At 40.0% G+C, this 24,577-nt stretch carries 25 protein-coding genes and 1 other RNA gene; 17 read left to right on the top strand and 9 right to left on the bottom strand.

Going from position 1 to position 24,577, the window contains the following annotated elements; translation table 11 throughout:
• From F887_RS18830 to F887_RS05025, 5 genes are all read left to right on the top strand, one after another.
• A partial coding sequence (locus F887_RS18830) for a YadA-like family protein (protein ID WP_005295893.1) occupies window positions 1-3,762 on the top strand: 3,762 nt, incomplete at its 5' end.
• A 58-nt stretch (window positions 3,763-3,820) separates the two neighbouring features.
• Window positions 3,821-4,612: a trimeric autotransporter adhesin/peptidogylcan-associated protein TpgA gene (tpgA, locus tag F887_RS05010; RefSeq protein ID WP_005295892.1), complete on the top strand. Its 792-nt coding sequence runs from the start codon at window positions 3,821-3,823 to the stop codon at window positions 4,610-4,612.
• A gap of 418 nt (window positions 4,613-5,030) precedes the next feature.
• The gene (locus F887_RS05015; protein ID WP_005183946.1) at window positions 5,031-5,231 is read left to right on the top strand and encodes a hypothetical protein; all 201 of its coding nucleotides are present in this window, start codon (window positions 5,031-5,033) and stop codon (window positions 5,229-5,231) included.
• Between the two features lie 234 nt (window positions 5,232-5,465).
• Complete coding sequence (locus F887_RS18680) at window positions 5,466-6,704, top strand: putative solute-binding protein (protein ID WP_005295889.1); 1,239 nt, start codon at window positions 5,466-5,468, stop codon at window positions 6,702-6,704.
• 80 nt (window positions 6,705-6,784) lie between these two features.
• Complete coding sequence (locus F887_RS05025; protein ID WP_005295887.1) at window positions 6,785-7,225, top strand: SMI1/KNR4 family protein; 441 nt, start codon at window positions 6,785-6,787, stop codon at window positions 7,223-7,225.
• Between the two features lie 97 nt (window positions 7,226-7,322).
• Here the strand turns inward: F887_RS05025 and ssrS are convergent.
• From ssrS to F887_RS05035, 3 genes are all read right to left on the bottom strand, one after another.
• Window positions 7,323-7,503, bottom strand: a non-coding RNA gene (ssrS, locus tag F887_RS18350) — 6S RNA.
• A 90-nt stretch (window positions 7,504-7,593) separates the two neighbouring features.
• Window positions 7,594-7,881: a cell division protein ZapA gene (locus tag F887_RS05030; RefSeq protein WP_005145221.1), complete on the bottom strand. Its 288-nt coding sequence runs from the start codon at window positions 7,879-7,881 to the stop codon at window positions 7,594-7,596.
• A 2-nt stretch (window positions 7,882-7,883) separates the two neighbouring features.
• Window positions 7,884-8,438 carry a hypothetical protein gene (locus F887_RS05035; RefSeq protein ID WP_005295885.1) on the bottom strand — a complete coding sequence of 185 codons (555 nt, stop codon included), beginning with the start codon at window positions 8,436-8,438 and terminating at the stop codon, window positions 7,884-7,886.
• Window positions 8,439-8,504: 66 nt separating this feature from the next.
• Between F887_RS05035 and F887_RS05040 the strand changes: the two genes are divergently transcribed.
• From F887_RS05040 to F887_RS05065, 6 genes are all read left to right on the top strand, one after another.
• A complete protein-coding gene (locus tag F887_RS05040; protein WP_005295884.1) occupies window positions 8,505-9,137 on the top strand; it encodes a UPF0149 family protein in 633 nt (210 codons plus the stop codon).
• 69 nt (window positions 9,138-9,206) lie between these two features.
• Window positions 9,207-10,526: a Xaa-Pro aminopeptidase gene (gene pepP / locus F887_RS05045; protein ID WP_005295881.1), complete on the top strand. Its 1,320-nt coding sequence runs from the start codon at window positions 9,207-9,209 to the stop codon at window positions 10,524-10,526.
• A 120-nt stretch (window positions 10,527-10,646) separates the two neighbouring features.
• On the top strand, window positions 10,647-10,937 hold the full coding sequence (locus F887_RS05050; protein ID WP_228129827.1) for a hypothetical protein: 291 nt from the start codon (window positions 10,647-10,649) through the stop codon (window positions 10,935-10,937).
• 229 nt (window positions 10,938-11,166) lie between these two features.
• The gene (ubiH, locus tag F887_RS05055; protein ID WP_005295874.1) at window positions 11,167-12,378 is read left to right on the top strand and encodes a 2-octaprenyl-6-methoxyphenyl hydroxylase; all 1,212 of its coding nucleotides are present in this window, start codon (window positions 11,167-11,169) and stop codon (window positions 12,376-12,378) included.
• Window positions 12,375-13,607, top strand: a complete 1,233-nt coding sequence (locus F887_RS05060; protein ID WP_005295872.1) for an FAD-dependent monooxygenase — start codon at window positions 12,375-12,377, stop codon at window positions 13,605-13,607. Before ubiH ends, F887_RS05060 begins: the two co-directional genes overlap by 4 nt.
• A 174-nt stretch (window positions 13,608-13,781) precedes the next feature.
• On the top strand, window positions 13,782-14,030 hold the full coding sequence (locus tag F887_RS05065; protein ID WP_005295870.1) for a hypothetical protein: 249 nt from the start codon (window positions 13,782-13,784) through the stop codon (window positions 14,028-14,030).
• Between the two features lie 24 nt (window positions 14,031-14,054).
• On the opposite strand, the gene F887_RS05070 is transcribed toward F887_RS05065, so the two are convergent.
• Window positions 14,055-14,504 carry a MerR family transcriptional regulator gene (locus F887_RS05070; RefSeq protein WP_005295867.1) on the bottom strand — a complete coding sequence of 150 codons (450 nt, stop codon included), beginning with the start codon at window positions 14,502-14,504 and terminating at the stop codon, window positions 14,055-14,057.
• 61 nt (window positions 14,505-14,565) lie between these two features.
• Here F887_RS05070 and F887_RS05075 point away from each other — a divergent pair, with 61 nt between their 5' ends.
• Entirely contained in the window at window positions 14,566-15,207 is a 642-nt protein-coding gene (locus F887_RS05075) for a cation efflux transmembrane domain-containing protein (RefSeq protein ID WP_005295865.1), read from the top strand.
• A gap of 64 nt (window positions 15,208-15,271) precedes the next feature.
• On the opposite strand, the gene rsmI is transcribed toward F887_RS05075, so the two are convergent.
• A complete protein-coding gene (gene rsmI / locus F887_RS05080) occupies window positions 15,272-16,114 on the bottom strand; it encodes a 16S rRNA (cytidine(1402)-2'-O)-methyltransferase (RefSeq protein ID WP_005295863.1) in 843 nt (280 codons plus the stop codon).
• Between the two features lie 16 nt (window positions 16,115-16,130).
• Here rsmI and F887_RS05085 point away from each other — a divergent pair, with 16 nt between their 5' ends.
• The 4 genes from F887_RS05085 (at window position 16,131) to F887_RS05100 (ending at window position 19,138) form a co-directional block, all read left to right on the top strand.
• Window positions 16,131-17,063 (top strand): penicillin-binding protein activator, encoded by a 933-nt coding sequence (locus tag F887_RS05085; RefSeq protein WP_005295861.1) that lies wholly within the window; start codon window positions 16,131-16,133, stop codon window positions 17,061-17,063.
• A gap of 12 nt (window positions 17,064-17,075) precedes the next feature.
• On the top strand, window positions 17,076-17,480 hold the full coding sequence (locus tag F887_RS05090) for a YraN family protein (protein WP_005295858.1): 405 nt from the start codon (window positions 17,076-17,078) through the stop codon (window positions 17,478-17,480).
• Window positions 17,481-17,551: 71 nt separating this feature from the next.
• Window positions 17,552-18,262: a BON domain-containing protein gene (locus F887_RS05095; RefSeq protein WP_005295856.1), complete on the top strand. Its 711-nt coding sequence runs from the start codon at window positions 17,552-17,554 to the stop codon at window positions 18,260-18,262.
• 3 nt (window positions 18,263-18,265) lie between these two features.
• Window positions 18,266-19,138, top strand: a complete 873-nt coding sequence (locus F887_RS05100; protein WP_005295854.1) for an alpha/beta hydrolase — start codon at window positions 18,266-18,268, stop codon at window positions 19,136-19,138.
• Between the two features lie 102 nt (window positions 19,139-19,240).
• On the opposite strand, the gene F887_RS05105 is transcribed toward F887_RS05100, so the two are convergent.
• Complete coding sequence (locus tag F887_RS05105) at window positions 19,241-19,504, bottom strand: helix-turn-helix domain-containing protein (protein WP_005295851.1); 264 nt, start codon at window positions 19,502-19,504, stop codon at window positions 19,241-19,243.
• A gap of 197 nt (window positions 19,505-19,701) precedes the next feature.
• Between F887_RS05105 and F887_RS05110 the strand changes: the two genes are divergently transcribed.
• Entirely contained in the window at window positions 19,702-20,205 is a 504-nt protein-coding gene (locus F887_RS05110; RefSeq protein ID WP_005295848.1) for a hypothetical protein, read from the top strand.
• Between the two features lie 61 nt (window positions 20,206-20,266).
• Here the strand turns inward: F887_RS05110 and nudC are convergent, their stop codons facing one another.
• The 3 genes from nudC to dnaQ all read right to left on the bottom strand — a co-directional run bounded on the left by nudC (window position 20,267) and on the right by dnaQ (window position 24,142).
• Complete coding sequence (nudC, locus tag F887_RS05115; RefSeq protein WP_005295847.1) at window positions 20,267-21,010, bottom strand: NAD(+) diphosphatase; 744 nt, start codon at window positions 21,008-21,010, stop codon at window positions 20,267-20,269.
• Window positions 21,010-22,656: a hypothetical protein gene (locus tag F887_RS05120; protein WP_005295845.1), complete on the bottom strand. Its 1,647-nt coding sequence runs from the start codon at window positions 22,654-22,656 to the stop codon at window positions 21,010-21,012. Before F887_RS05120 ends, nudC begins: the two co-directional genes overlap by 1 nt.
• 127 nt (window positions 22,657-22,783) lie before the next feature.
• Window positions 22,784-24,142 (bottom strand): DNA polymerase III subunit epsilon, encoded by a 1,359-nt coding sequence (gene dnaQ, locus F887_RS05125; protein WP_005295843.1) that lies wholly within the window; start codon window positions 24,140-24,142, stop codon window positions 22,784-22,786.
• Window positions 24,143-24,577 lie beyond the last annotated feature (435 nt).

The raw sequence follows: 24,577 nt of genomic DNA, 5'->3' as shown, positions 1-24,577 counted from the left end.
GCTGCAACAGCAGAAGACAAAACCAGCGGTGAGAACGTCATTACTCGTACCACGGAAGATGGTATCAAGATTGAATTGCTGAAAGATGCGAAGTTCGACAGCATTACTACTGGCGACAGCGTTTTAAACAACAATGGCTTAACTATTAAAGATGGTCCAAGCATCACTAAAGATGGCATCAATGCAGGCAATAAAGTCATTGCTAATGTTGCAGATGGCTCAATTGCGAAAGGTTCTAAAGATGCTGTGAATGGTGGTCAGATTCAGAATATCTCTGACAGCATTAAGAACAGCATTGGTGGTAATACCACGGTTAATAAAGACGGCAGCATCACCACCAATAACATTGGCGGAACTGGTAAAGACAACATCAATGATGCGATCAAATCTGTAGATGACAAAGTTACCAATGGTGTGAATGATTTGACCAACAAAGGTCTGAACTTTGCAGGTAATGCAGGTAAAGATGTTCATCGTAAGTTGGGTGATAAGTTAAACATCGTGGGTGGTGCGGATGCTGCGACAGCAGAAGACAAAACCAGCGGTGAGAACGTGATTACCCGTACCACAGAAGATGGTATCAAGATTGAATTGTTGAAAGATGCGAAGTTTGACAGCATTACCACTGGCGACAGCGTATTAAACAACAATGGCTTAACTATCAAAGATGGTCCAAGCATCACTAAAGATGGCATTAATGCAGGTAATAAAGTCATTAGCAATGTTGCAGATGGTAAAGATGGAAAAGATGCAGTCAATGTTGATCAGTTAACCAACGTTAAAGATGGTTTAGATGGCAAGATCACTGATACCAACAACAAGTTAGAGGACGCTAAGAAAGATTTGGGTAATCAGATTACTGATACCAATAAGAATCTAGATGATGCGAAGAAAGACTTGGGTAACCAGATCACGAATACTAAAGATCAGTTAACCAATCAGATTACAGATACCAAGACTGAGTTAAACAACACGATCGACAACACCAAAACCGAGCTGGAAAACAAAGGTCTGAACTTTGCAGGCAATGCAGGTAAGGACGTTCATCGTAAGTTGGGTGATAAGTTAAACATCGTGGGTGGTGCGGACGCTGCAACAGCAGAAGACAAGACCAGCGGTGAGAACGTCATTACCCGTACCACAGAAGATGGTATCAAGATTGAATTGTTGAAAGATGCGAAGTTCGACAGCATCACCACTGGCGACAGCGTATTAAACAATAATGGCTTAACCATTAAAGATGGCCCAAGCATTACTAAAGATGGCATCAATGCAGGCAATAAAGTTATCAGCAATGTGGCTGATGGTAAAGATGGCAAAGATGCAGTCAATGTTGATCAGTTAACCAGCGTAAAAGATGGTTTAGATGGCAAGATCACCGATACTAACAACAAGTTAGAGGACGCTAAGAAAGATTTGGGTAATCAGATTACTGATACCAATAAGAATCTAGATGATGCGAAGAAAGACTTGGGTAACCAGATCACCAATACTAAAGATCAGTTAACTAATCAGATCACAGATACCAAGACCGAATTAAACAACACGATCAACAACACCAAGACTGAGTTGGAAAACAAAGGTCTAAACTTTGCAGGCAATGCAGGTACAGATGTTCATCGTAAGTTGGGTGATAAGTTAAACATCGTGGGTGGTGCGGATGCTGCGACAGCAGAAGACAAAACCAGCGGTGAGAACGTCATTACTCGTACCACAGAAGATGGTATCAAGATTGAATTGTTGAAAGATGCCAAGTTTGACAGTATTACCACTGGCGACAGCGTATTAAACAACAATGGCTTGACTATTAAAGATGGTCCAAGTATCACCAAAGATGGCATCAATGCAGGCAATAAAGTCATTAGCAATGTTGCTGATGGTTCAATTGCCAATGGTTCTAAAGATGCCGTGAATGGTGGTCAGATTCAGAATATCTCTGATAGCATCAAGAACAGCATCGGTGGTAATACAACTGTTAATCCAGACGGAAGCATTACAACCAACAACATTGGTGGAACAGGCAAAAACAACATCAATGATGCAATCAGTAATGTAAAAGATGCTGCAACTAAAGCGAAGACAACGGTTACCGAGGGTGACAACATTGTAGTTAAAGAAACCACCAATAAAGATGGTAGTACCAACTACGAAGTTTCGACCAAGAAAGACTTAACTTTAGACAGTATCACGACTGGTGACAGCGTATTAAACAATAATGGTTTGACCATCAAAGATGGTCCAAGCATCACTAAAGATGGCATCAATGCAGGTAATAAGGTCATTACTCATGTAGCTGATGGTTCAATTGCGAAAGGCTCTAAAGATGCCGTGAATGGTGGTCAGATTCAGAATATTTCTGACAGCATCAAGAACAGCATTGGTGGCAATACTACAGTTAATCCAGATGGCAGCATCACCACCAATAACATTGGTGGAACAGGTAAAGACAACATCAATGATGCGATCAAGTCAGTCGATGACAAAGTCACTACTGGTGTTAATGATTTAACCAACAAGGGTCTAAACTTTGCAGGCAATGCAGGTAAAGATGTTCATCGTAAGTTGGGTGATAAGTTAAACATCGTAGGTGGTGCTGATGCAGAAACTGCAGAAGACAAGACTAGCGGTGAGAACGTGATCACACGTACCACAGAAGATGGTATCAAGATTGAATTGTTGAAAGATGCGAAGTTTGACAGCATTACCACGGGTAATACCGTACTAAACAACAATGGTCTAACCATTAAAGGTGGTCCAAGTATCACAATGAGTGGTATTGATGCTGGTGGTAAGAACATCACTAACGTTGCGGATGGTGTTAATGGCAAAGACGCAGTCAATGTTGATCAGCTGAATAAGTTGAAAGACCAGATTGGTAAAGACATCGGCAATCTTTCTGATAACGCAGTTCAATACGACAAAGACAAAGATGGCAATGTTGATAAGAACTCCGTGACTTTAGGTGGTGGCGACAAGGGTACCAACTTGAAGAATGTTGCTGATGGTAAAGTTGAGCAAGGTTCTAAAGATGCGGTGAATGGTGGTCAGTTGTGGGATGTCAAACAGAATGTTGACAAGAACACCAATGATATTCAGAACATCCAGAACAATATCAACAACATCAACGATGGTAAGTCTGGTCTTGTTCAGCAACAGGAGCCAAAGGGCGAAATTACTGTCGGTAAAGACACTGGTGGTACAAGTGTCAATATGGCGGGTAAAGATGGTGACCGTGTTGTTAAGGGGGTCGCTGATGGAACAATTGCAAAAGATTCTAAAGATGCAGTGAATGGTGGTCAAATCCATAATATTTCTGACAGCATCAAGAACAGTATCGGTGGTAATACGACTGTCAATCAAGACGGTACGATTAAAACCAACAATATTGGTGGTACGGGCAAAGATAATATTCATGATGCGATTGGTACATTGAACCAGTCAAATCAAGAGTTGGGCAACCGCATTACCAATCTCGGTGATCAATTGCAACAGGCGTTCTACGATACGAATCAACGTATTGATAATGTTGAGAAGAAAGCCAATGCGGGTATCGCAGCTGCAATGGCACTCGAAGCCGCTCCATTTGTTGCAGGTAAATATACCTATGCTGCGGGTGCTGCTTATCACGGTGGCGAAAATGCAGTTGGTGTTACTTTACGTAAAACTTCTGATAACGGTCGTTGGTCAATTACTGGTGGTGTAGCTGCTGCATCTCAAGGTGATCCAAGTGTGCGTATTGGTATCAGTGGTGTCATTAACTAAGAAACTGGCGGGGGAGAGCGAGCGCTCTCCTTACTCAACATATAAAGAGAGTAATGAAATGAAAAAAACGATTCAATGCTTAGCAGTAGCAGCTCTTGCTGGTTTCTCAGTAGCGACTTATGCAAATGAAGACACAACTTCTGTTCAACAAGAAGAAATTAAATTTCCCACAGTTGAAAAGAGCTATCTAAAACAAGTACAACGTTATGAATATGATAATGTTGCGCGTTTAGCTACAGGTTTGACCAAAGATCAGATTCGCCATATTTTGGGCAATCCACAATTTAGCGAAGGCGTGTTCTTTGTAAAAACTTGGAACTATGTATTAGATATTCGCCAACCGAATAGTCAGGATTATTTACGTTGCCAACTCCGTGTTGATTTTGACAAGAAATATCTTTCAGAAAGATTATCTTGGAAAGGTGAGGCATGTGAAGGTTTAATGGCATGGGGTGCAAATAATCAGGTGCCTAATGATGCAAATTTAAATTCTGCTCGTTCAGGCAGTGTATTTTTTGCCTTTGACCGCTTCAATGCCAATGCGATTGAGCAAGGTTCAAGTTCAGTCACTTCGATTGCACAACGCGTTAAGCAAAGTAATTCAACAGGCCCAATTGTGGTTGCAGGTTTTACCGATACATTAGGTAAGTTTGCTTATAACCAACAGTTATCTTCACAGCGTGCCAATACTGTGGCGAAGTTATTGGTGAATGAAGGCATTGATGCAAACCGCATTCAGATTCAGGCTAACAGCCAAACTGACTTATATCAGCAATGTGCAGGCAATAAAGCAAATGCACAGTTAGTCGGTTGTTTGGCACCGAATCGACGTGTCAATGTAAGCTGGTAATTCACTTCAATTAAAATGGCTACTCAAGGGTAGCCATTTTTTATACTTAAATAATACCGAATGGAAAAAAATATCCCTTGATTTGAGTGTCTTTCAGCGCTTAGTTGTAAAAATATTAATATTCGTCTGTTTTTTGATCAAATTCATGGGTTTTAATTGATTGATTTTATGTGGCTTTTAGTTTTACTAATTTGATTTTGCATAAAATGTAATTTTTGTGAACTGTCTGACAATTTATTTTTACTTTGTTTAAAAAGTGATCTAATATGCGCGGCATAAACTAACATTTTTAGATGTCAGTTTTATGTATTTTAATAATTTCATTGAATATTTGGGGTGCAAGTTATAAGAGTATTTCACTTTTAGGCTTGATAAAAATATTCAATATTTGAACAGCGAGTTTATCGAGGGAAAAACAATGTTGGATTCTAAAGAGCTCATCGTACTTGATCAGATACTTGTCCTGACTAAAGAAGGCAAAAATGATTTGGTTTATGAAAATGATACATTACTAAAAGTAAAGATGATCTCAAATCAACATATTGTGGTCGAGGATGATCATCAGACCAATTTTCTATTAAAGCGACAAGATGAAAATGTCGTTTGGTCGTTTATTTAAGCTGAGAAGAACAAGCATTTGACATGTAAATTCTTATTTTAAGTTTTTATTATTCAATGTTTTATTGTTTTTAGCATAATTTTTCGATTAAGAACGCTATTCTCATATTGTGAATATTGCTGGGTATTTTGACTCAATTGACACTATCCAAATAAAAGCAGTCAATTCTATTTCTATGCTTTATCCTTAATTTGAATAAAAACTATTGGGAAATAGCTAAGGATGGAACAGGCGATGCAAAATAATAAATTCACGACATTTTTAAAACCTTTGGCGATGTCATGTATCTTGGCATCATCATTTGGGGTGATGAGTCCAAGTTATGCTGCACCTGAGGGGAAATTGGACTTAACGCTTTCTCCGCATTCACAAAACAAAGTGAAGCAATTATTGAATGATCCTAAAACTTGGCAGCAGATTCCAAAACAAGTCACGTTATGCGTATTTTCTCCGAATGGCGAACATAGCGAAGCGTTTGAGCAAGCAACCAGTTATATTACCGAAATTCCAAGTATTGTTCGTGTAGCCAAGCAGTTTGGTGTGAACATGAATGTGACGCGTCCTTCACATTTACAATTCAAATTAGATTTTGATTATCCAAAATTGAAAAAACAGGCATCCACTTTGGTAAATCTCAAAGTTTATACCAATGAAGCTGTACTGACTGAGGATTTTCGTAGTAAACGCTGTGATGGGGCAGGCATCAGTAATTTACGTGCAAAGCAGTTTAATAAGTTTGTAGGAAGCATTGATGCGATTGGTGCATTGCAAACCTATAAACAACTGAGTTCTGTAATTCAGGTGTTAGCTAATCCAAAATTTGATGAAAAGATGATAAATAAAGACTATGAAGTGGTTGGTGTTGTACCGCTTGGTGCTGCTTATATCATGGTCACAGACCGTAATATTAATACCTTGGCAAAAGCCGCAGGTAAGAAAGTTGCGGTATTCCAGTTCGATGAAACTCAAAAGAAATTGGTACAGAACGTTGGTGCTCAACCGGTCTCTGTTGATTTGGTCACGGTGGGTGGGAAATTTAATAATAAAGAAGTTGATATCATGGCAGGGCCAGCCATTTTATTTGAGCCGCTCGAATTGCAAAAAGGGATGACCGATAAATCAGGTAAAGCTGTGGGTGGGATCATTAAATTTCCTGTGATTCAAGTGACAGGAACTTTGATTATGCAACGCAATAAATTTCCAGCAGGAATGGGATCGATTGCACGTGAAGTCATATCCAAGCAGCTAAATCCTGCCTTTGAATTTGTCGATAAAATTGAAGCCAAAGTTCCTGATAAATTTTGGTTAAAATTGAATGAAAGTGATAAACCTGGTTATGTTCGATTGATGCGTGAAGCACGGATTCAAATGACCAAAGAAGGTTTTTACGACAAAGATATGATGAAGTTGTTGAAACAGGTGCGTTGCTCGCAAGATCCAAGCAATTATGAATGCGCTTTGAACGATGAGTAATAAACTATATCCAAAGAATTGATCATCTGGTTTGCAGGAATGATTTACTTTATTTAGATTGATATCTAGTCGGGTAAATCATGAATGTAATGAATAAGATTAAACTTAAATTGCAGAAACAGAATATAAGCTTGAATAAACCAGCAACGTGGCAGGAAATTTTGGCTTTTGAATATAAGCATCAAGTTAAATTATCACCCGTTTTAACAGCTTACTTTTTGGAATTTAATGGTATAGCTGACCGAGATATGGATGATAATTATTTTACGTTCGTGTCGCTGGCCGAATTCCAATCGGTTCAAAGTATTTCAAGCTACTATGATAAAGATAAGTTTTTATATCCTAACTGTTTTGTATTTTCGGACTATCTAATGTGGTGTTGGGGGTATGCAGTACAACTAGATCAGATTGGTTCTGATGGCGTTGTATATCATGTGGGAGGATCACCAAAAAGAAAAATTGCAGATTCGTTCACGGCATTTTTACAGCAATATTTAATTGATAGTACTAAATTATTATAAATTTTTTTTGAAGCCTATTATATGCCTATTTTGAATTTTTGGGGAAGAACAAAAGGTTTTTAAAATAAATATAAGATATTGTTTTTATTGTAACAAAAGTACTCCAGAGGTGCCGCTGCATGGTCGTTACCCTGAACCCGATGAGTTCAAGGTGGAGGTGACGTATACTTAATGGGTTTCCTACTCGAGGCAGGCATACACTCAAAATACACAGAACACATCCATAAATTTAAGTATCGGCAGGGGAATAGACGTACTGGCGAACACCCTAGAGATAGCTTTAGTATAACTGATCTTTACACGATGACAATCCTTGCAGGAGACATATCTGTAAAGATACTTACTAATTGATGGGGCTTTGTGCAATTTTACTCAACAGTTTGTTCGACATCTTCCAAAATGGTTTGGAGTAGATGCTCGCAGTGTGCATATTCTTGCAATGACTTGTTCAAGCTGAATACTTCCTGAGCCATTTGCAACGCGACCATAATCACAAGTTTATTATGTTCTACGCGTGGCGCATTGCGGCGCATATCGTGAAACTTTTGATTTAACAATTCAGCTGCGCGTTCTAACTCTTCACGTTTATCCTCAGTTGTGTTGAGGCGGAAAGTCTGTTCGATTAAGCGAAGTTCGACAACGATAGGTTCACTCATGATCAGGTCTCCTCTTGAGTTTCAGCATTTGGATGTGCAAGTTGCTGAATTTCTTGTGCATGTTGATCCTGAGCTGTACCTAAAATTGCCAGACGCTGGATAATCGCTTCAACTTTAGATTTCGCAAGTTCATTTTTTTGCAACAAGCGATCACGGTCTTGCTGTAAATCTTGAATTTCTTGCTGACTATGACGTTGCTGTGCCTGTAACTTTTCTTTATTCACACGCAAGTCATTACGCTCCGCCAAGATTTCTTGGAAGCGATTTTTTAAATCAGTCGTGCTCTTCTCTAACCGGCTATAACGCTCCGCTAAAGTTGTTGCATCTTGATTCAGTTGTTTAAATTGATCTTGTAACTGAGTGAGTTGTTCAGTTAAGTTATCAACTTCTTCCTGCTTTTGCGTGATGATGCTATTTTTCTGCACAACTTGTGCATGATGATCAGTTTCAGCTAATTGTTTAGCTTCAGTGAGCGACGCGTTTTCTCGCTCTAAATGATGTAAGCGTGTTTTTAAAACACCAATATGCGCTTGTAGACGCTGTAATTGTTCTAACATAACGAAGGTCGCACAGAGTTGCAATCAAAGGTAATATATACAGCAGTATAGAGATTGGATAAACGAATGCAAGACGATATTTCAGGTTGGACGGAATGGAATGCCCATTTTGATGGAATTGAAGAAATTTCAAGTCCAAGTGAGTTACATGGTTTACTTACAGGTATAGTTTGTGTGACACAAGCGCCAACCACCGATGAATGGTCACAAATTTTAAACACCCTTAATGTACCTGCTTTACAACCAGAAGCACTGGAAAGTTTGACGGATGAAGCAGAAGATGTTGCACATGCTTTATCGGATGATGAATTAGATTATTTACCAATGCTCCCAGATGATAATCATTTGCTCGCTGATCGTGTCCAAGCCTTGGCAGATTGGTGTGCAGGTGTGGTCCTTGGTTTTGGTTTGGCTTCAGGTCATATTCGTGCAGAAGAGCAAGAACTGATTGAACATTTACAAGATGTTGCAGCAGTCGAGTTTGAAGATTCGGATAATGATGAAGAGGGCGAAGAAAGCTATCAGGAGCTGTATGAGTTTGTACGCTTGATTCCTGTGAGCTTGTCGATTGGCCGCACCAAGATTCCTGTAGCCGAAAGTTCATTATTGCAAAACTTTCATGCAAAAAGCAGAAATCAAGAAGGGGCAGCTGACCCTCAAACTGTAGTTGAAATGTTTACCCCACATCGTCCGAGTTAACTCGGGCGGTGCCTTAACAGCTTATAAATAAAGATACTTACAATCATTCATCTTCATCAGAAGGACTATATGAAATTAAGTCAAGCCGATTTTAAACACCGCCGTGATCTTCTTGCTGAAAAAATAGGTAGCAATAGCATTGCAATTATTGCGACACGAGCAGAAATGTATCGTAATCGCGATGCTGATTATAAATATCGTGCAGACAGTAGTTTTTATTATCTAACAGGATTTGCCGAGCCAGAGGCAGTGGCTGTGATCGAAACCTTTGAGGAAGGTGAGGAGTATAGCTACAGTCTGTTTTGCCGTGAACGTGATCGTGAAATGGAAATCTGGCATGGTTATCGTGCAGGCATTGATGGTGCGATTGAAATCTATGATGCAGATGAAGCATATGCGATTGATTTATTAGATGAAGAAATCATCGAAAAACTTTTAAATAAACAACGCCTTTACTATCGTATTGGTCAGCAAGCTGAGTTTGATGCACGTGTCAGTCAGTGGATTCAGAAAGCGGATGCAGAACAGCGTCGTGGTAGTGCTGCACCTGCTGAGTTAATTCAGCTTGATCGTATTGTTGATGAAATGCGTCTGAAAAAATCAGCACAAGAAATTGAGTTGATGCAGATTGCATCGAATATTAGTGCTGAAGCGCATACCCGTGCCATGCAAACCGTTAAACCGAATATGATGGAGTATGCATTAGAAGCAGAACTCAATTATATCTTTGGGAAAAACGGCTGTGTGCCATCGTATAACAGTATCGTGGGTGGGGGTGAAAATGCTTGCATCTTGCATTATGTTGAAAATAACAAGCCATTAAATGATGGTGATTTAGTGTTGATTGATGCGGCATGTGAATATGAATTCTATGCGTCTGATATTACGCGTACATTCCCTGTCAATGGTAAGTTTAGCCCTGAACAAAAGGCTTTATATAATATTGTGTTAGATGCTCAGCTTGCTGCAATTGATGCGACGCGTATCGGCAATCATTATAAATACCCACATCAAGTTGCAGTGAAAATCTTAACTCAAGGTTTGGTTGATCTTGGTTTGATTAGTGGCGATGTCGATGAATTGATTGAAAGCGAAGCATTCCGTCAGTTCTTTATGCATGGTACAGGGCATTGGCTTGGTATGGATGTACATGATGTTGGTGCGTACAAGACTGGCGAAGACTGGCGTGCTTATGAAGCAGGTATGGTCGTAACCGTTGAACCTGGTTTATATGTCGCACCCGATGATGAAACGGTTGATGCAAAATGGCGTGGTATCGGGATTCGTATCGAAGATGACATTGTCGTAACTGAAAATGGACCATTGGTTTTAACCAAGAATGTGGTGAAAACCGTTGAGGAAATTGAAAGTTTGATGGCGAGTCGTTAAATCTTCATCTAGCTATTTCTTGTAACTTATTTAAATCTTTTAATGCCTCATCATAATAAAGATGGGGCGAGATTAATGTCCGTGATTAAAGTCTACATAATTCCTTTTCATGTTAAAAGAATGGATATTTCGATTATGCCTTTAGATATTGGAGGGGCATATGTAAGCTGTTATGTTGCTTCTGATAATTATATAAATGCAACAAAACTAGCTTTAAAAAAACTTAATAGTGATGGGCTTTATCCTGAAGAAATACTTCAACCCATTAATGAAATAGAAGTTTCCTCTTGGGGTAAGTATATCCATACTACTTGGCCAGATCATCTCGACTGGTTTCCAAATTGTATTAAATTTGAATTAGCAATGAAATCTGGTTGTGTTTTATATAGCCCATTTGCTTACTATGATTGAGTAATAAAGTATTGATAATAAAAGATTTAGCTACCTTTAAGGCTAGTGGATTCTATAATTTTAAACATATAAACGTGAGGTAGTCTCTCATCTTAATTTCAATCTTTGATGTCTAAAATCTATTTTAAAAACATAGACCAAACAAAGTACAAATTCCCTTCCTGATTTGAGTTAGAGTAAGATAGGTCCCGAAACATCAAGTCATGAAAAACTGATAAGGAATAATATTATGCAGCAACAAGTCATCATTGTCGGTGGAGGTATGGTTGGACTCAGCCTTGCTTTAATGTTGGCAAAATCTAATATCGCAGTAAAGTTATTAGAGGCTGTGAAATATCCGAATTACGATGACGAAAATGTTGCCCCTTATCATTCTAGCTTTGATGCACGTAATACCGCGTTGTCACGCCGTAGCGTACAGATTTACCAAAAATTAGGTTTGTGGGAGGCTTTACAGCAACATGCTACGCCCATTCTGCAAGTGCATATTACCGAGCAGGGTAGTTTTGGTAAGGCACGTTTAGTGGCAGAACAAGAAAAAGTAGAAAGCTTTGGTCAGGTGATTGAAAATGCATGGTTAGGTCGTGTATTGCTGACACAGGTTCGTCAGCAGCCGTTGATTGAGTTGATTGATGGTGTACAAGTCACCTCACTCACACAAGATGCAGACCAAGTCCAAATTGAAGCGATGCGAAATGGTGAATATATTCATTCGCTAAAATCCAAATTAGTGATTGCGGCAGATGGTCGTGATTCTTTCTGCCGACAGGCCATTGGCGTGGGTGTCGATGAGCATGATTATGATCAAGTGGCTATTGTGACGACCGTACAAACCTCTAAACCGCATCAGCACGTTGGTTTTGAGCGTTTTAGCGCATTAGGACCATTGGCTCTCTTACCTCTACCGGGTGAATACCGTCGCTCAGTGGTATGGCCTGTGAAGAAGGGCACTGAGGCAGAATGGTTGGGTGAAGAAAATGATCAGCATTTCCTCGATGCTTTACAGGAAACCTATGGTGACCGTGCTGGAAAATTTGAAAAAACAGGTAAGCGTTTTAGCTATCCATTGTCACAAGTGTTAGCAGATAAGCAAGCCGTTGGGCGTGTGGTGTTGATGGGGAATGCAGCACATACGATTCATCCGGTGGCAGGACAAGGTTTTAACCTATGTTTACGTGATGCAGATGTGTTGGTTCGTTTCTTGATGGAACAATTGGCGAAGTCTGATGATATTGGCACACCAGAAAATTTATTGGCTTATGAGCAATCTCGCTTAAAGGATCAGCAACGGGTGATTAAGTTCTGTGATTCGGTGGTGCGTGGCTTTAGCAATCAGAATCCAATTCTCAAATTATTACGTAATACAGGATTGATCGCATTTGATGTGATTCCAGGTGTTAAGCCTTTGGTTGCCAATTATGCGATGGGACTAAAAGCATGAGCGAAATGTTAGATGTTGTCATCGTCGGTGGTGGTTTGGTTGGTGGTCTAACCGCTTTATTGCTAGCCCAAGGTGGCATGCAAGCTACAGTGCTGGATGCTGCGTCTGTACTTGATCAAGACAAAACACTTGCAGTGATGAATCCACGGGTATTGGCGCTGAGTCAGGCGACCATACATCTGCTTAAAACCGTCGATGTTTGGGATGATTTAGCACGTCAAATGCCATATTCAGGCATGCAGGTCTGGAATAAAAATGGCTATGGCGAAATCAATTTTGGACATGCTTCGGAACAGCCACCACAGTCAGATCAAGCCTTGGGCTCGATGGTTGAGCCGAGTGTTTTGAATGTTGCGATTCAACAGAAAATGTTGCAGCAGCTTAAAGACTATCGTACTCAAGTCAAAGTGATTCGTATTGAGCAAATTCCTCAAGGTTGGTCGATTCAATTGGCGGATGGCACAACATTAAAAACGAAGTTGCTCATTGGTGCAGATGGGGCGAATTCTTTTGTACGTGAACAGGCGTATATCGATTTAGATGTCTTGGATTACCAACAAGTTGCGATCAGTTGTGCGATTAAAACCACGCAACCCAATCAATATGTCGCTCGTCAGATATTCTTGCCGACAGGGCCATTGGCTTATTTACCGATGGCCAGTCTGGACGCACAAGAGAATGGCTATTGGCAGTCGATTGTCTGGACATTGCCTGATGATTATGCGGATGAGTATTCAGCATTAAGTGATCAAGATTTTAAGCAATTATTGACGCAAGAAAGTTTGCATATGTTAGGAGACGTGGTCGAGGTCCGTTCTCGAGCTCAATTTCCACTGAAAGCACGTGCTGCTCAGCGTTATATTAAATCAGGTCTGGCATTGATTGGCGATGCTGCGCACGTGATTCATCCTTTGGCTGGACAGGGCGTGAATATTGGTTGCTTAGATGCCGCGGTACTGTGTGATGTATTACTGCACGATTTAAAGCGTGGTGTATGGGCCAATGATCAAACCTTATTACGTTATGAGCACCAGCGTAAAGGGCAGAATGATGCCATGATGCATAGTATGTCTGCGATTGGCTGGCTAGAAAGTTCGGAGCTATTTCCCTTTGTTTGGGCGCGAAATTTCGGCTTAAAACAAGTTGAACAATTCGATTGGTTCAAAGATCGTTTTATGCAACAAGCCAATGGATTAGGGACATTGAAAGACACACAATATGCGTGTTAAAAAATAGTAGATATTTTTTAAACAATCATTTATAAATCAGAGTGAATTTGGTCGCAAAAAATACGATTTCATCAAGATTGTACTTTGCGAATTGACAAGAGCTTGCTAAATTTCACCAAGTTCTGATGGCCAAATAGCGATGATGAGAAATTTAGTCATTGTGGGGAGATTAATATGACGGAAATGAATGATTACGACGACAACACAGAAGATTCTGCTGTCGACGACGAAGAGGCGAAAGCGGCAGAAACTGGTGCAGATAGCGAAGAGTCGAGTGCGAATGATACTGATCTTGCTGAAGCAGAGAGCTTAACAGTGACTGCCAAGCTGAAACAGCGTCAAGCTTTGGAAGATGAAGTTGCTGCATTTCTAGCGAGAGGTGGGCGCATTACTGAAGTTCCTCCAGATGAACATCAAGATTAAGTCAGTGATGACATAGAAAAAGCATCACGTTTGTGGTGCTTTTTTGTGTTGATGTGATTCATGTTCACATTCAAGTGGCTGATGTAACTCTTTTAAAATGCCACATTGTTCAATGGTACGATGTTGTGAACATTGTTGTTTTAAATGGCTCAGATCTTGTTTGAGATGTTCTAGGTTTCGAATCTTCTGTGAAACCTCAGCGAGATATTGATCAATCAGATGATCGACTTCCATACAGGTTTGATTCGGGTCTTCGGCTAAGTCCTTGAGCTTTTGAATATCCTGTAAGGTGATGCCTAATTCTCGACAATGCTTTAAAAACAACAATTCTGAAAGCATGTGTTCCGAATAATGACGGTAATTGCCCGCCGTCCGTTTGGCTTTTTCAAGTAATCCAATTTTTTCATAATAACGGATGGTGTCGACAGACACGCCTGACCTTTTTGCCAATTGTCCAATGCTAAAACTGATCATGCTTGACTCTGGAGTTACTCTAGGGTTTTAAATCACTATAAAAGATTATGCGAGAAAAGTCATGGCAGGATGTGGATGCAATACAGCATGTGCCCCAGCAAAAAAAATTAGTCCAAAATTTAGAAAAGCATTATGGATTGCGTTAGTTCTAAACGCATTGATGTTCTTTGTAGAGATTATTGGCGGCTCACATGCACGCTCTGTATCGTTATGGGCCGATGCACTGGATTTTGCGGGTGATGCTGCTAACTATGCCATTTCATTGGCAGTGCTATCCATGACTTTGTATTGGCGTGCGACCGCAGCTTTAGTCAAAGGCATCACCATGGCGGCATTTGGTATTTTTGTGATTGTTAAAGTATTTTGGTCATGGTGGTTAGGTGTAACACCTGAACCAATGCTCATGGGGGCGATTGGTGTACTGGCATTGGCTGTCAATGTGATCTCTGCGTTGATGCTCTATGCATTCCGTGATGGTGACTCGAATATGCGTTCTGTATGGTTATGCAGTCGAAATGATGCAATTGCCAATATTGCAATCATCATTGCCGCAGTTGGTGTGTTTGGAACTGGAACCATGTTTCCTGATTTATTTGTGGCCTTTATTATCGCGTATTTGGGTGTTTCTTCGGGGTTAAGTGTAATTAAACAGGCGAGAGCGGAAAGAAAAATAGATCAAGGCAATATCATGACCAAGGCTTAAGATATATTGTTCTTATTGTATATTTAAATGATAAGGGGAGATTTTTATAATCTCCCCTTATGTTTTATTCATCTTGTTGAGTGAGTTCCAAAGCACGTTGGTAAGCGACTTTCTTTTTAATACCAGTCAAGTCAGCGGCCAATTGTGATGCGGCTTTTACCGATAAATCCTGTAATAAGCGTTTTAACAACTCATCCAGTTTATCTTGCTCTAGGTCTTTTTCGGCAGATGCTCCACCCACCACAACCACAATTTCACCCTTTTCTTGGTTGTGATCATTTTCAATGAAAGTAACCAATTCTTTTAACGTCATCTTTTTGATGGTTTCAAAGGTTTTGGTAATTTCACGTGCAAAACCGACGGGACGATCTTCACCAAAAACTTGCGCCATATTTTTGATACTGTCCAAAATACGATGAGGAGCTTCGTAGAAAATCAAGGTCTGAGTTTCATCCTTGAGCTTTTCAAGCTGGCTAATTCGCTGTGATGATTTTGAAGGTAAAAATCCCTCAAAACTAAAACGATCACTTGGCAAGCCAACCGCACTTAATGCTGCAATTGCTGCACAAGCACCAGGTACTGGAATTACACGAATACCATGTTCTTGCGCGGCACGAACCAGCTTAAAACCCGGGTCACTAATCAAGGGGGTACCAGCATCACTGATTAATGCAACATTTTCTCCTTTTAACATTCTTTGGAGAAGTTGATCAATTTTGTTACTTTCATTGTGATCATGACACGCTGTGAGTGGAGTTGAGATATTATAATGTTTGAATAATTGAGCAGATTGACGAGTGTCTTCTGCGGCAACTACCGATACAGATTTTAAAATATCAATTGCACGAAAGGTCATGTCATCTAAGTGCCCAATCGGGGTTGCTACAACAAATAATTGAGCACTCATAAAAGGTAACTCCCTAATGTATTACAAAAAATATTGGCTGCTACTATGTTTGGCGGCATGTGTGAGTCCAGTTTATGCGGACGTACTGGTGATTCTACCTGAATCTGGTACGATGGCGCGAGCCGGTCAGAGCATCAAACGTGGTTTCTTGAGCGCTTATACAGCATCTGGCAGTAAAGAAAAAATCATTTTTGTAGATTCAGCAAAAAACAACATCGATACGATTTTTAAGAAACGGGTCAATAATAAGACGCGATTGATTGTTGGACCATTGGCTCGACCTGATATTGAAAATGTAATGCAACGTAATCCTGCAATCCCTGTGCTGGCACTCAATGATGTAAATACTCAAACTACCAATGTATGGCAATTTAGTTTAGCGAAGCAACATGATGCAATTGCACTTAATCAATTGCTCAAAAAAGACAAAATTAAAAATTTATTGGTGTTGCGTCAGGCAGGGACTGAATCTGCTACAGAGTTGCTTATGATGGCACTCATGTCCGAATTTGGTTCAGATGTCCATGTGGTGAGTGAGCGACCGAAGAAACTTGCGCGTAAAGAAGGATTACTGTTACTGGGCGATCAGCAGTGGTTGGAACAGCTGGGACCACTACCTGAAAAAAACATTTATGCCACGGCGCTGAGTATTGAGCAGGAAAAACCGATTCCTATGGGGTTGAGTTTCTGTGATACACCTGCTTTATATAATGGGCAATGGGCCGATGTAATCAGTGCATATAAAGAACAACCTGAAAATATGGCATTCCAGCGTTTATTGGCTTTTGGTGGCGATGCATGGAGTATTAGCCAACAATTTTTAACCAGCTCAGATCGACACTTTTCATTTGAAGGTCGAACTGGGACGATTGATGTGAAAGATGGCAAGGTGTACAGACAGCCTTATTGCTATCAACAACAAAAAAAGGGCATCCAAGTATTAAAGTAAGATAGATTAAATATGTCACAGCAACAGCATGACTTAGGGCAATGGGCTGAACAAACAGCTCTTGCGCTATTGCAGTCTCAGCACTATTTATATGTAGATCGAAACTATCACTCACGTTATGGTGAAATTGATTTAATTGTTCAAAAGGACAATGAACTGGTGTTTGTAGAAGTCAAAGCCAGATCAGCAGGGAGTTATGCTGAAGCTTGTGAAGTTATTTCCTTGACTCAGCAACGTAAAATAATTAAGACAGCTCAATTGTTTTTACAAAAATATCCACATTATTATGACTTTGATTGTCGTTTTGATGTGATTTGTTTTGATTTTCCACAGAAAATTGCAAAAACAGTACAACCAGATTTTTCAAAATTGCAGTATGATCAGCAATGGATTAAGCATGCATTTACTTTAGATTGATTGATGAGTCTAGAGGGAAGCTAAATATTGAAAATTGAACAAATTTGTTTGTGGATAGGGAGTCTTGCCAAGTGTTAAAACGGTTATCGATTACGTTGCTTTGCGCTGCAAGTTTATCAGGGTGTGCGAGTTTTATTTCTGGCGGCACAGGAAGTTCACCTGTTGGTACGAATAGTGGTGAGCGTAGTCTCGGGCAGATTTTTATTGATTCTTCAATCAAGCGTACTGCAAATATCAATTTGTATAAATTAGATCATCGTTTTAAACAGTCGCGTATTAACATTGAAAGCTTCCACAGCAATATTTTATTGACAGGGCAAGTACCTGATCCTTATTTAAAACAACTGGCTGAAGATAACTTGCGTTCAATGTCTGATGTTAAAGCCGTACATAACTACATTACGGTTGGCGATAAGGTGGGTTATAACACCATTATGCAAGATGCAACGGTAACTGCGAATACTCGTGGTTTGCTGATGAAAGCACCCGTTGTTTCGGATAGTAAAGTTCTGGTACATACTGAAAATGGTGTGTTGTATGTGATGGGGCGTTTAAATACCGCTGAATCAAGAGATTTAGATGACGTCTTACAAAAAGTTGGAAATGTGACTAAAATTGTGACACTCATTGACAATACGGATCAAGCTTCAGGCACTGTCGCTAGTTCAACAGCAGCAACACCAATGGTGGGTACTGCGACGACACAGCCTTTAGTTGAGACACCTGTTGCAATTGATCCTGATCAGGCGGAACCTGCGACCATTACTCCAACTAATCCTTAATTTATGAAGCAACTTATTCAACAAGTACAAGAAAATGTAATAAAGGCGAAAACTCTTTATCAGGAGTTTCGCCTTTATGATTTTGCCAGTTATTCGATCAATTACCTTACGCCAAAAGATACCTTTGAAAAAGAAGAGCATCTTGCCTATGGATTGAAAGCAAGACAGCGTTTGGATCTTTATCGAACTAAAAGCCCTAAAAAGCAAAGACCGCTTATCATATTTGTACATGGCGGTTCTTGGCAGCATGGCAACAAACGTGAGTATCTGTTTATCGGGGAAACCTTTGCCCGTGAAGGTTATGATGTTGCAGTGATTAACTACCATCTTGCGCCTGAGCATATTTTTCCAACTTTTATTGATGACATTGCTCAAGCCATTCATTATTTAAACCAGAATCAAGCCAAGCTCAATATTTCGACCGACAATATCATTTTAATGGGTCACTCTGCGGGGGCATTTAATGTGATGTCTGTGGTGTATTCTGCTTATTCACAAAATTTTAAATACAAAGAAAATATCAGAGCAATTGTGGGTATGGCCGGGCCTTATCACTTTAATTACAAAGGTGATCCACTAGCTGAACATGCTTTTGATCAGAAAGTGTCGTACCAACAAGTGATGCCGTACTATTTTATTGAGCCGAATCAGATTAAGCATTATTTATTGATGGCTGAACAAGATCAGTTGGTTGGCAAAGAGAATAGTTTTGATCTGGATAAGGCGCTTAGAGAAAAAGGCAATCACAGTCATATCGCTGTAATTCCAAAGACAGGGCATATTACCATTGTCGCAACACTAGCGAGCTTGATGAGTCATTATTTCAAAACTAAGCGGACCATCTTACATTTCTTGGATGAAGCCTTAGATCCTTAGACGATCAGTCATAGATGATGAATAAAAAAACCGACTTCTAACAAATAGACGTCGGTTTTTTTCTTTTAGTTTTGTATTAGTAAAGTTCTACTGTTCCTTTTCCTAAGATTCTTTTTTAACAGCAGATTGTATATTTTCAAGAATAAGATGGATTCCAGTTTGTGGATCAACGTTTAACGCATTGCAATACCAAATATATTCGATCACATCTAATCGTCGTTCACCTTGCTCTACCTTTTGTACATATGAATGGGGTTTGTCCATGCGTGTCGCTAATTCACGCATGGTTAATTTCTGTATTTTGCGCTGACTTTTAAGCCAATGGCACAAAATGTTCATTTCTTTGGTATGAATGCTACTTGTCATTGTACCTATTTATGGTAAATTGACTGAATTACCCAAAATAGGTACAAAAATATGTGGAGTAATACATGAAGCTTGTGCGATCTGAGTTAAAGGTCAATAAAAAATCCAATGGTTTAAACGTGTTCCAGAATCAGAAAATGGAAATGAAGAATCATGACCGCAAACATTTTTATCTTCCAAATAGAGGTTGAGGGGACATGGTGGGGAACACGGATAACAATAACGATGTAAAAAATTGGGCAGAGGGTTTAATGCACGAGAAGGAGAGCATTCACTTTTTATCATTACAGCCGCAACCACTCGAATCTGGGACATTTCCTCAGGAAGTGGTACCTGCAACATTGGCAAATCTATTTCATTTTTTAGCTCGTAATGAAGAAGGGCAATGTGAAGAAGTACTTTATCCTGTCATACAACAATTGTTTAGCGCTTATCCACTTGCACAGCAAAAATTAGCTGAACAGACCCTCAAAATGGTTTCTATCAGAGGGCTGGATTCAATTTCTTCACAACTATTGAATATTTCAGATTTTCTAGATAAACAAGCACGTGATTGGGTTATTCAGCAAGCATTAAGGATTATGTTTTACCGACAATGGTCTGATGAAAAAGTTAGATGTACCTTAAAATATTTATCAGACGCTTTGTCAGTTGATTCACAGCAAATGAAAACGATTATTGAAGATATACATGCAGATTGATGGGACGCATTTTAAAGGTAAAACAGTTCGACTGATTAAGATGCTTTGGACCAAGCTTAGTTTATGCATTGTCAATAATTTGCATGATCATGCTATGGGCAATACTGCCTTTAAACGGAATTTCGGGGAGTTGATCAAACTTAAAAAATGCCGCTTCGCTGATTTCTTCGAGCTGTAACTGAATATCACCTGAATCATATTCAGCATGGAAGGCAATCATTAAATTACTTGGAAAAGGCCATGGTTGGCTCGACATATAACGAATATTTTTAAGTTTGAGCCCGACTTCTTCAAACGCTTCTCGTTGCACGGCTTCTTCCAATGTTTCACCCACTTCGACAAAACCAGCAATCAAGCCATGCATATTACTTTTGTTATGTGCTGATTTGGCAAGCAGAATCTCATCATTACCTTTGGTGATAATGGTAATGATACAAGGCTGCACACGTGGGTATTGATGGTAAGCACAACTTGGGCAAACCATTGCATATTCTTTCGGGTGAATTTCAGTTGCATGACCACAGTGGCTACAGAATTTGTGGTTACGTCGCCATTCGAGCAACTGCACTGCACGACTGGCTTGTAAAAAGTCACTGCTTGACCAAGTTTGAATGAGTTCCCGAATTGGAATGAGTTGATAACCTTCGGGAATCACTTCATCTTCAAGTAAATCACGTGCGATGACCTGATCATTGTGATGAATGGGCAGGTCACTTGCTAATTTTTCAACCTGTGGCAGTTGTAAGTTTTGGTCGACTAACAGTTTTTGGTGCTGAAAAATATAAGCAAGTGATAGTTGGGTCATTATGCGGCTAGAGTTTGTAATTGCTGACTGTTCGATAATGCCACATCAAACATAGATTGCAATACTGGTTGCTTGTTCTTCAAGTTTTCAACCAGTAAATCTAAACCTGCAACTACATTCAAGATACAGTTGACCTGCTCTGCATCAAACGCTTGGTTTTGTGCCAAGCGCGATTCAGCAAAGTGAGCTGCGCCGAGTAAAGCGGTTTGTTGTGCCGAACTCCCCAAGAACAGGGCAGCACCAGCCAGCTCTTTCAGATACACTGGCAATGCTTCTAAGCTATGTGCTGTAGGATCTTGCACATAGAGACTCAAAGTTTGCGTTAAAGTATCAATCAGGGTTTTCGTTTCAGTCAATAGGGCTTTATGCGCTTCATCTAAACGATCAAGCGAGATTTGCATGTTATTGACACGTAGCTGTAAACGACTAGATGTGTAATTGCGTTCCAAAATCCCGATCGAATTCATTGAAGCCAAAATACTGTTCATTAACTGTTGTACCGAAGTCGCATCCGTTAAAGTATTTGGTTGGCTTAATTTTTCCGCTTGTTGGGTGAGTTCTCGCGCTGCTTCATTTAAATTCAGTACTTTGAAGACATTAGAGAGTTGATGTAATTTTTGTTGCAGTTCCTGCGTCTTTTCTGCTGACATGTTTTGATGGTTGTACTCAATTTCATTACGGATTTGAGCCATCTCATCTGTCATTAACTGGCTAATGGTATGCACAGTTTCATAGTCTGGGCCATATAAATGACGACTCAAGACTTGCAGTTGCGTATCACTGAGTAACTCATCACCAATATTGAGTTGATCACGTATATGTTGTGACACATCATCTTCTTGGCTAATACAGATACACAATATGTCTGCAAGATCGGCAATGGTGTTTTTAAAGCTGGTGGATTGAGCCAAAAATTTACCGATATTGGTTTCAATTTGAATCAGCGTACGTAGGCGTGCTTCAGTAATTGAGAGCTCATCAATATGGCTTAAACCGACATTGACCAACTGCCAATATTGCTGGCTTGGTTGACCCGTTGCTAAGCCTGCAAGATAAACTCCCACCAATTTGATCCCTTGTAGATCAAGTGGGGTTTCTGATTGCTTAATGAGCTTGTTTAAACACAATTTGTAAAGCTGATGAATATATTGTGATTGTTCCAAGCTTGGTGCTTGCGGCAAATTAAAACTCGGTGTGATGAACTCAAGCAAAGGCTGGACCGTTTGACCTTCTTTGGTCAGGGGTTTGCCGAGCGCTTTTTCTAAACGGTTCAGTGTATCGAGCAGGAATTGAGGAACTTTCACTTCACGTAAACAGATGAATTCGATATAACGCTTCAGCATGGTGGTGCCTTCACTGAGCGCAATCACATCATTGGTTTGAATTTGCTGCGGTTGCGCCATGATTTTGCGCATCAGCTCAGCAGAGTATTGCGTAATTTGTGATAAATGCGGCATATCAATTAACGCGAGAACTTGCGTACATTGTTCAAACTGGTTGAGTGCATCATCAATCCCGAAAGGTAATGCTTGTTCTTCGGCAAGGGTATTGACTGCTGTTTCTACCAATTTAATCGAATTGTCGATTTCATTTTTTATTATTAATAATGCCGTTGGGTCGAAATGAATCGAGGTTTGGTAAGACATATGACCTACACCTTTCCTAAGTTGTTATATCCATGGACCTCCTTTTTTAGGAGGCCTAAATCTTTAAAGGTTAATATAACTTAACTTTAGAGGCTTGAAATACAAAAAATTACATTGACTGGAAAATTTATTTTGCGAAAAGGCAAGGCTCTCCATGTTTTTGTTCGAATTGTTTGACCCACGTCTCATGTTCATTTAATTCATGTTCGGAAGGCTGAATCACAGCTAAGTCAACTTGGACACGAGATCGGGTCGATTTATTCTGATTTTGTTCTGCTTGCGAAAGGGCATCCATATCAAAGGAGACTTGCCCACCCGTCATCGCAAGGTAAACATCGGCTAAGATTTCAGCATCGAGTAAGGCGCCATGGAAGGTACGATCTCGCGCTGGAATTTCATAACGGCGTACCAGAGCATCCAATGAGTTCTTTTGCCCAGGGTGTTTATTTTTAGCCAGTGCCAAGGTATCAGTGACTTCGCAGACCTCTGAAAGCGGAAGCAATCCAGTGCGTTTGAACTCCATATCCAAGAAGTTCATATCGAAGGTCGCGTTATGCGCGATAATTTCAGCACCCTTTAAGTAGTCAAACAGAACATCAGAAATTTCTGCGTATTTCGGTTTGTCCTTTAAAAAGTCATCGCTAATACCATGCACATTTTCAGAATCCCCGACGGGTTTTTCTGGATTGATATAGATATGAATTGAACTGCCCGTGAGCTTGCGGTTGATCATTTCGATCGCACCGACTTCAATAATACGGTCGCCGTCTTGGTAATAAAAACCTGTAGTTTCCGTATCGAGAATGAGCTGGCGAGGGCCTTGAAGATGTACTTTGGCTTCAGTAATGACAATGTTCGGGTGCTGATTTGTTGGCGAAGCTGCTGTTACTACTTCAGCCGATACTGCATTTTCGTCCATATTATCCATGATTTCTTCAGGTTCTGATTCTTCAATCATTTCGTCTGTATCAACATCAAGATCTAATCCGAAAGGGTCATTTAAGAGCCAATCGGATTCAGGCTTTTTTGTATCAGCGTTAGCCTGTGTCGAAGATTTGAGTTGTTGAGCCGTTTGTTCTGCACCCAAATTCGCCAATTGGTCTGCCATTTCGTTACCTGCATGTCCAGCGTGGCCTTTAATCCAGTGCCATTCAATCTCACGGTTGGCACAGACAGCATCGAGTTTTTGCCATAAATCAGGGTTTTTAACATCTTTCCAGTTTTTCTTTTTCCAACCGTGAATCCACTCAGTAATGCCTTGTTTTACATAATTGGAGTCTGTCCAAATAATTAAACGGGCATCGATAGGGCAAAAAGAGACACCTTCGATTGCGGCTTGGAGTTCCATGCGGTTATTGGTTGTTTCAGGTTCACCACCAAACAGCTTATGTTCACCTTGTTCGGTAATGACATACGCACCCCAACCCCCAAGACCTGGGTTACCTTTGCATGCGCCATCAATGTAAAGTGTGATTGTTTGTGACATATTTGAACCTGAACAATAAGCAGAATAAGAAATTGAATATTTTTAATCGCAGCAAAGGATGGTCAATATTCAAGTGTTACTTAAGCATATAACAAAAGAACAAGACTTTTACTTGAGCTAAAGTGAGTTAGGAATTTTAGCATCCCCATGGCAATAACAGCTATTGTAAAGCTAAATTTGGCTTCTGAACGTTACAAAACTCATCTTTTTTAATTTCTTGTAACATTTCCATGCAAATCACGTTAAATTATTGCCTTGTCTAAGTGACATGCTTTACTACAATGGCTAAGGTCTGTTGACGTTGCGCAAATGACAGAAGAATTTTGTGTCGCGCTCAAAGCAGTGCTTTGCTGTTCGCTCTGATTGTGGCTAAAACTTCCCCAAACTTGGTTGTGAAATTTGACAAGGGGAGGCCATTGTCTTTGCCCTATGCCT

The sequence above is a fragment of the Acinetobacter sp. NIPH 2100 genome, assembly GCF_000369805.1.
GTDB lineage: Bacteria > Pseudomonadota > Gammaproteobacteria > Pseudomonadales > Moraxellaceae > Acinetobacter.
Note: the sequence above shows the minus strand (reverse complement) of the source record. Positions and strands in the feature narration are given on the sequence as shown.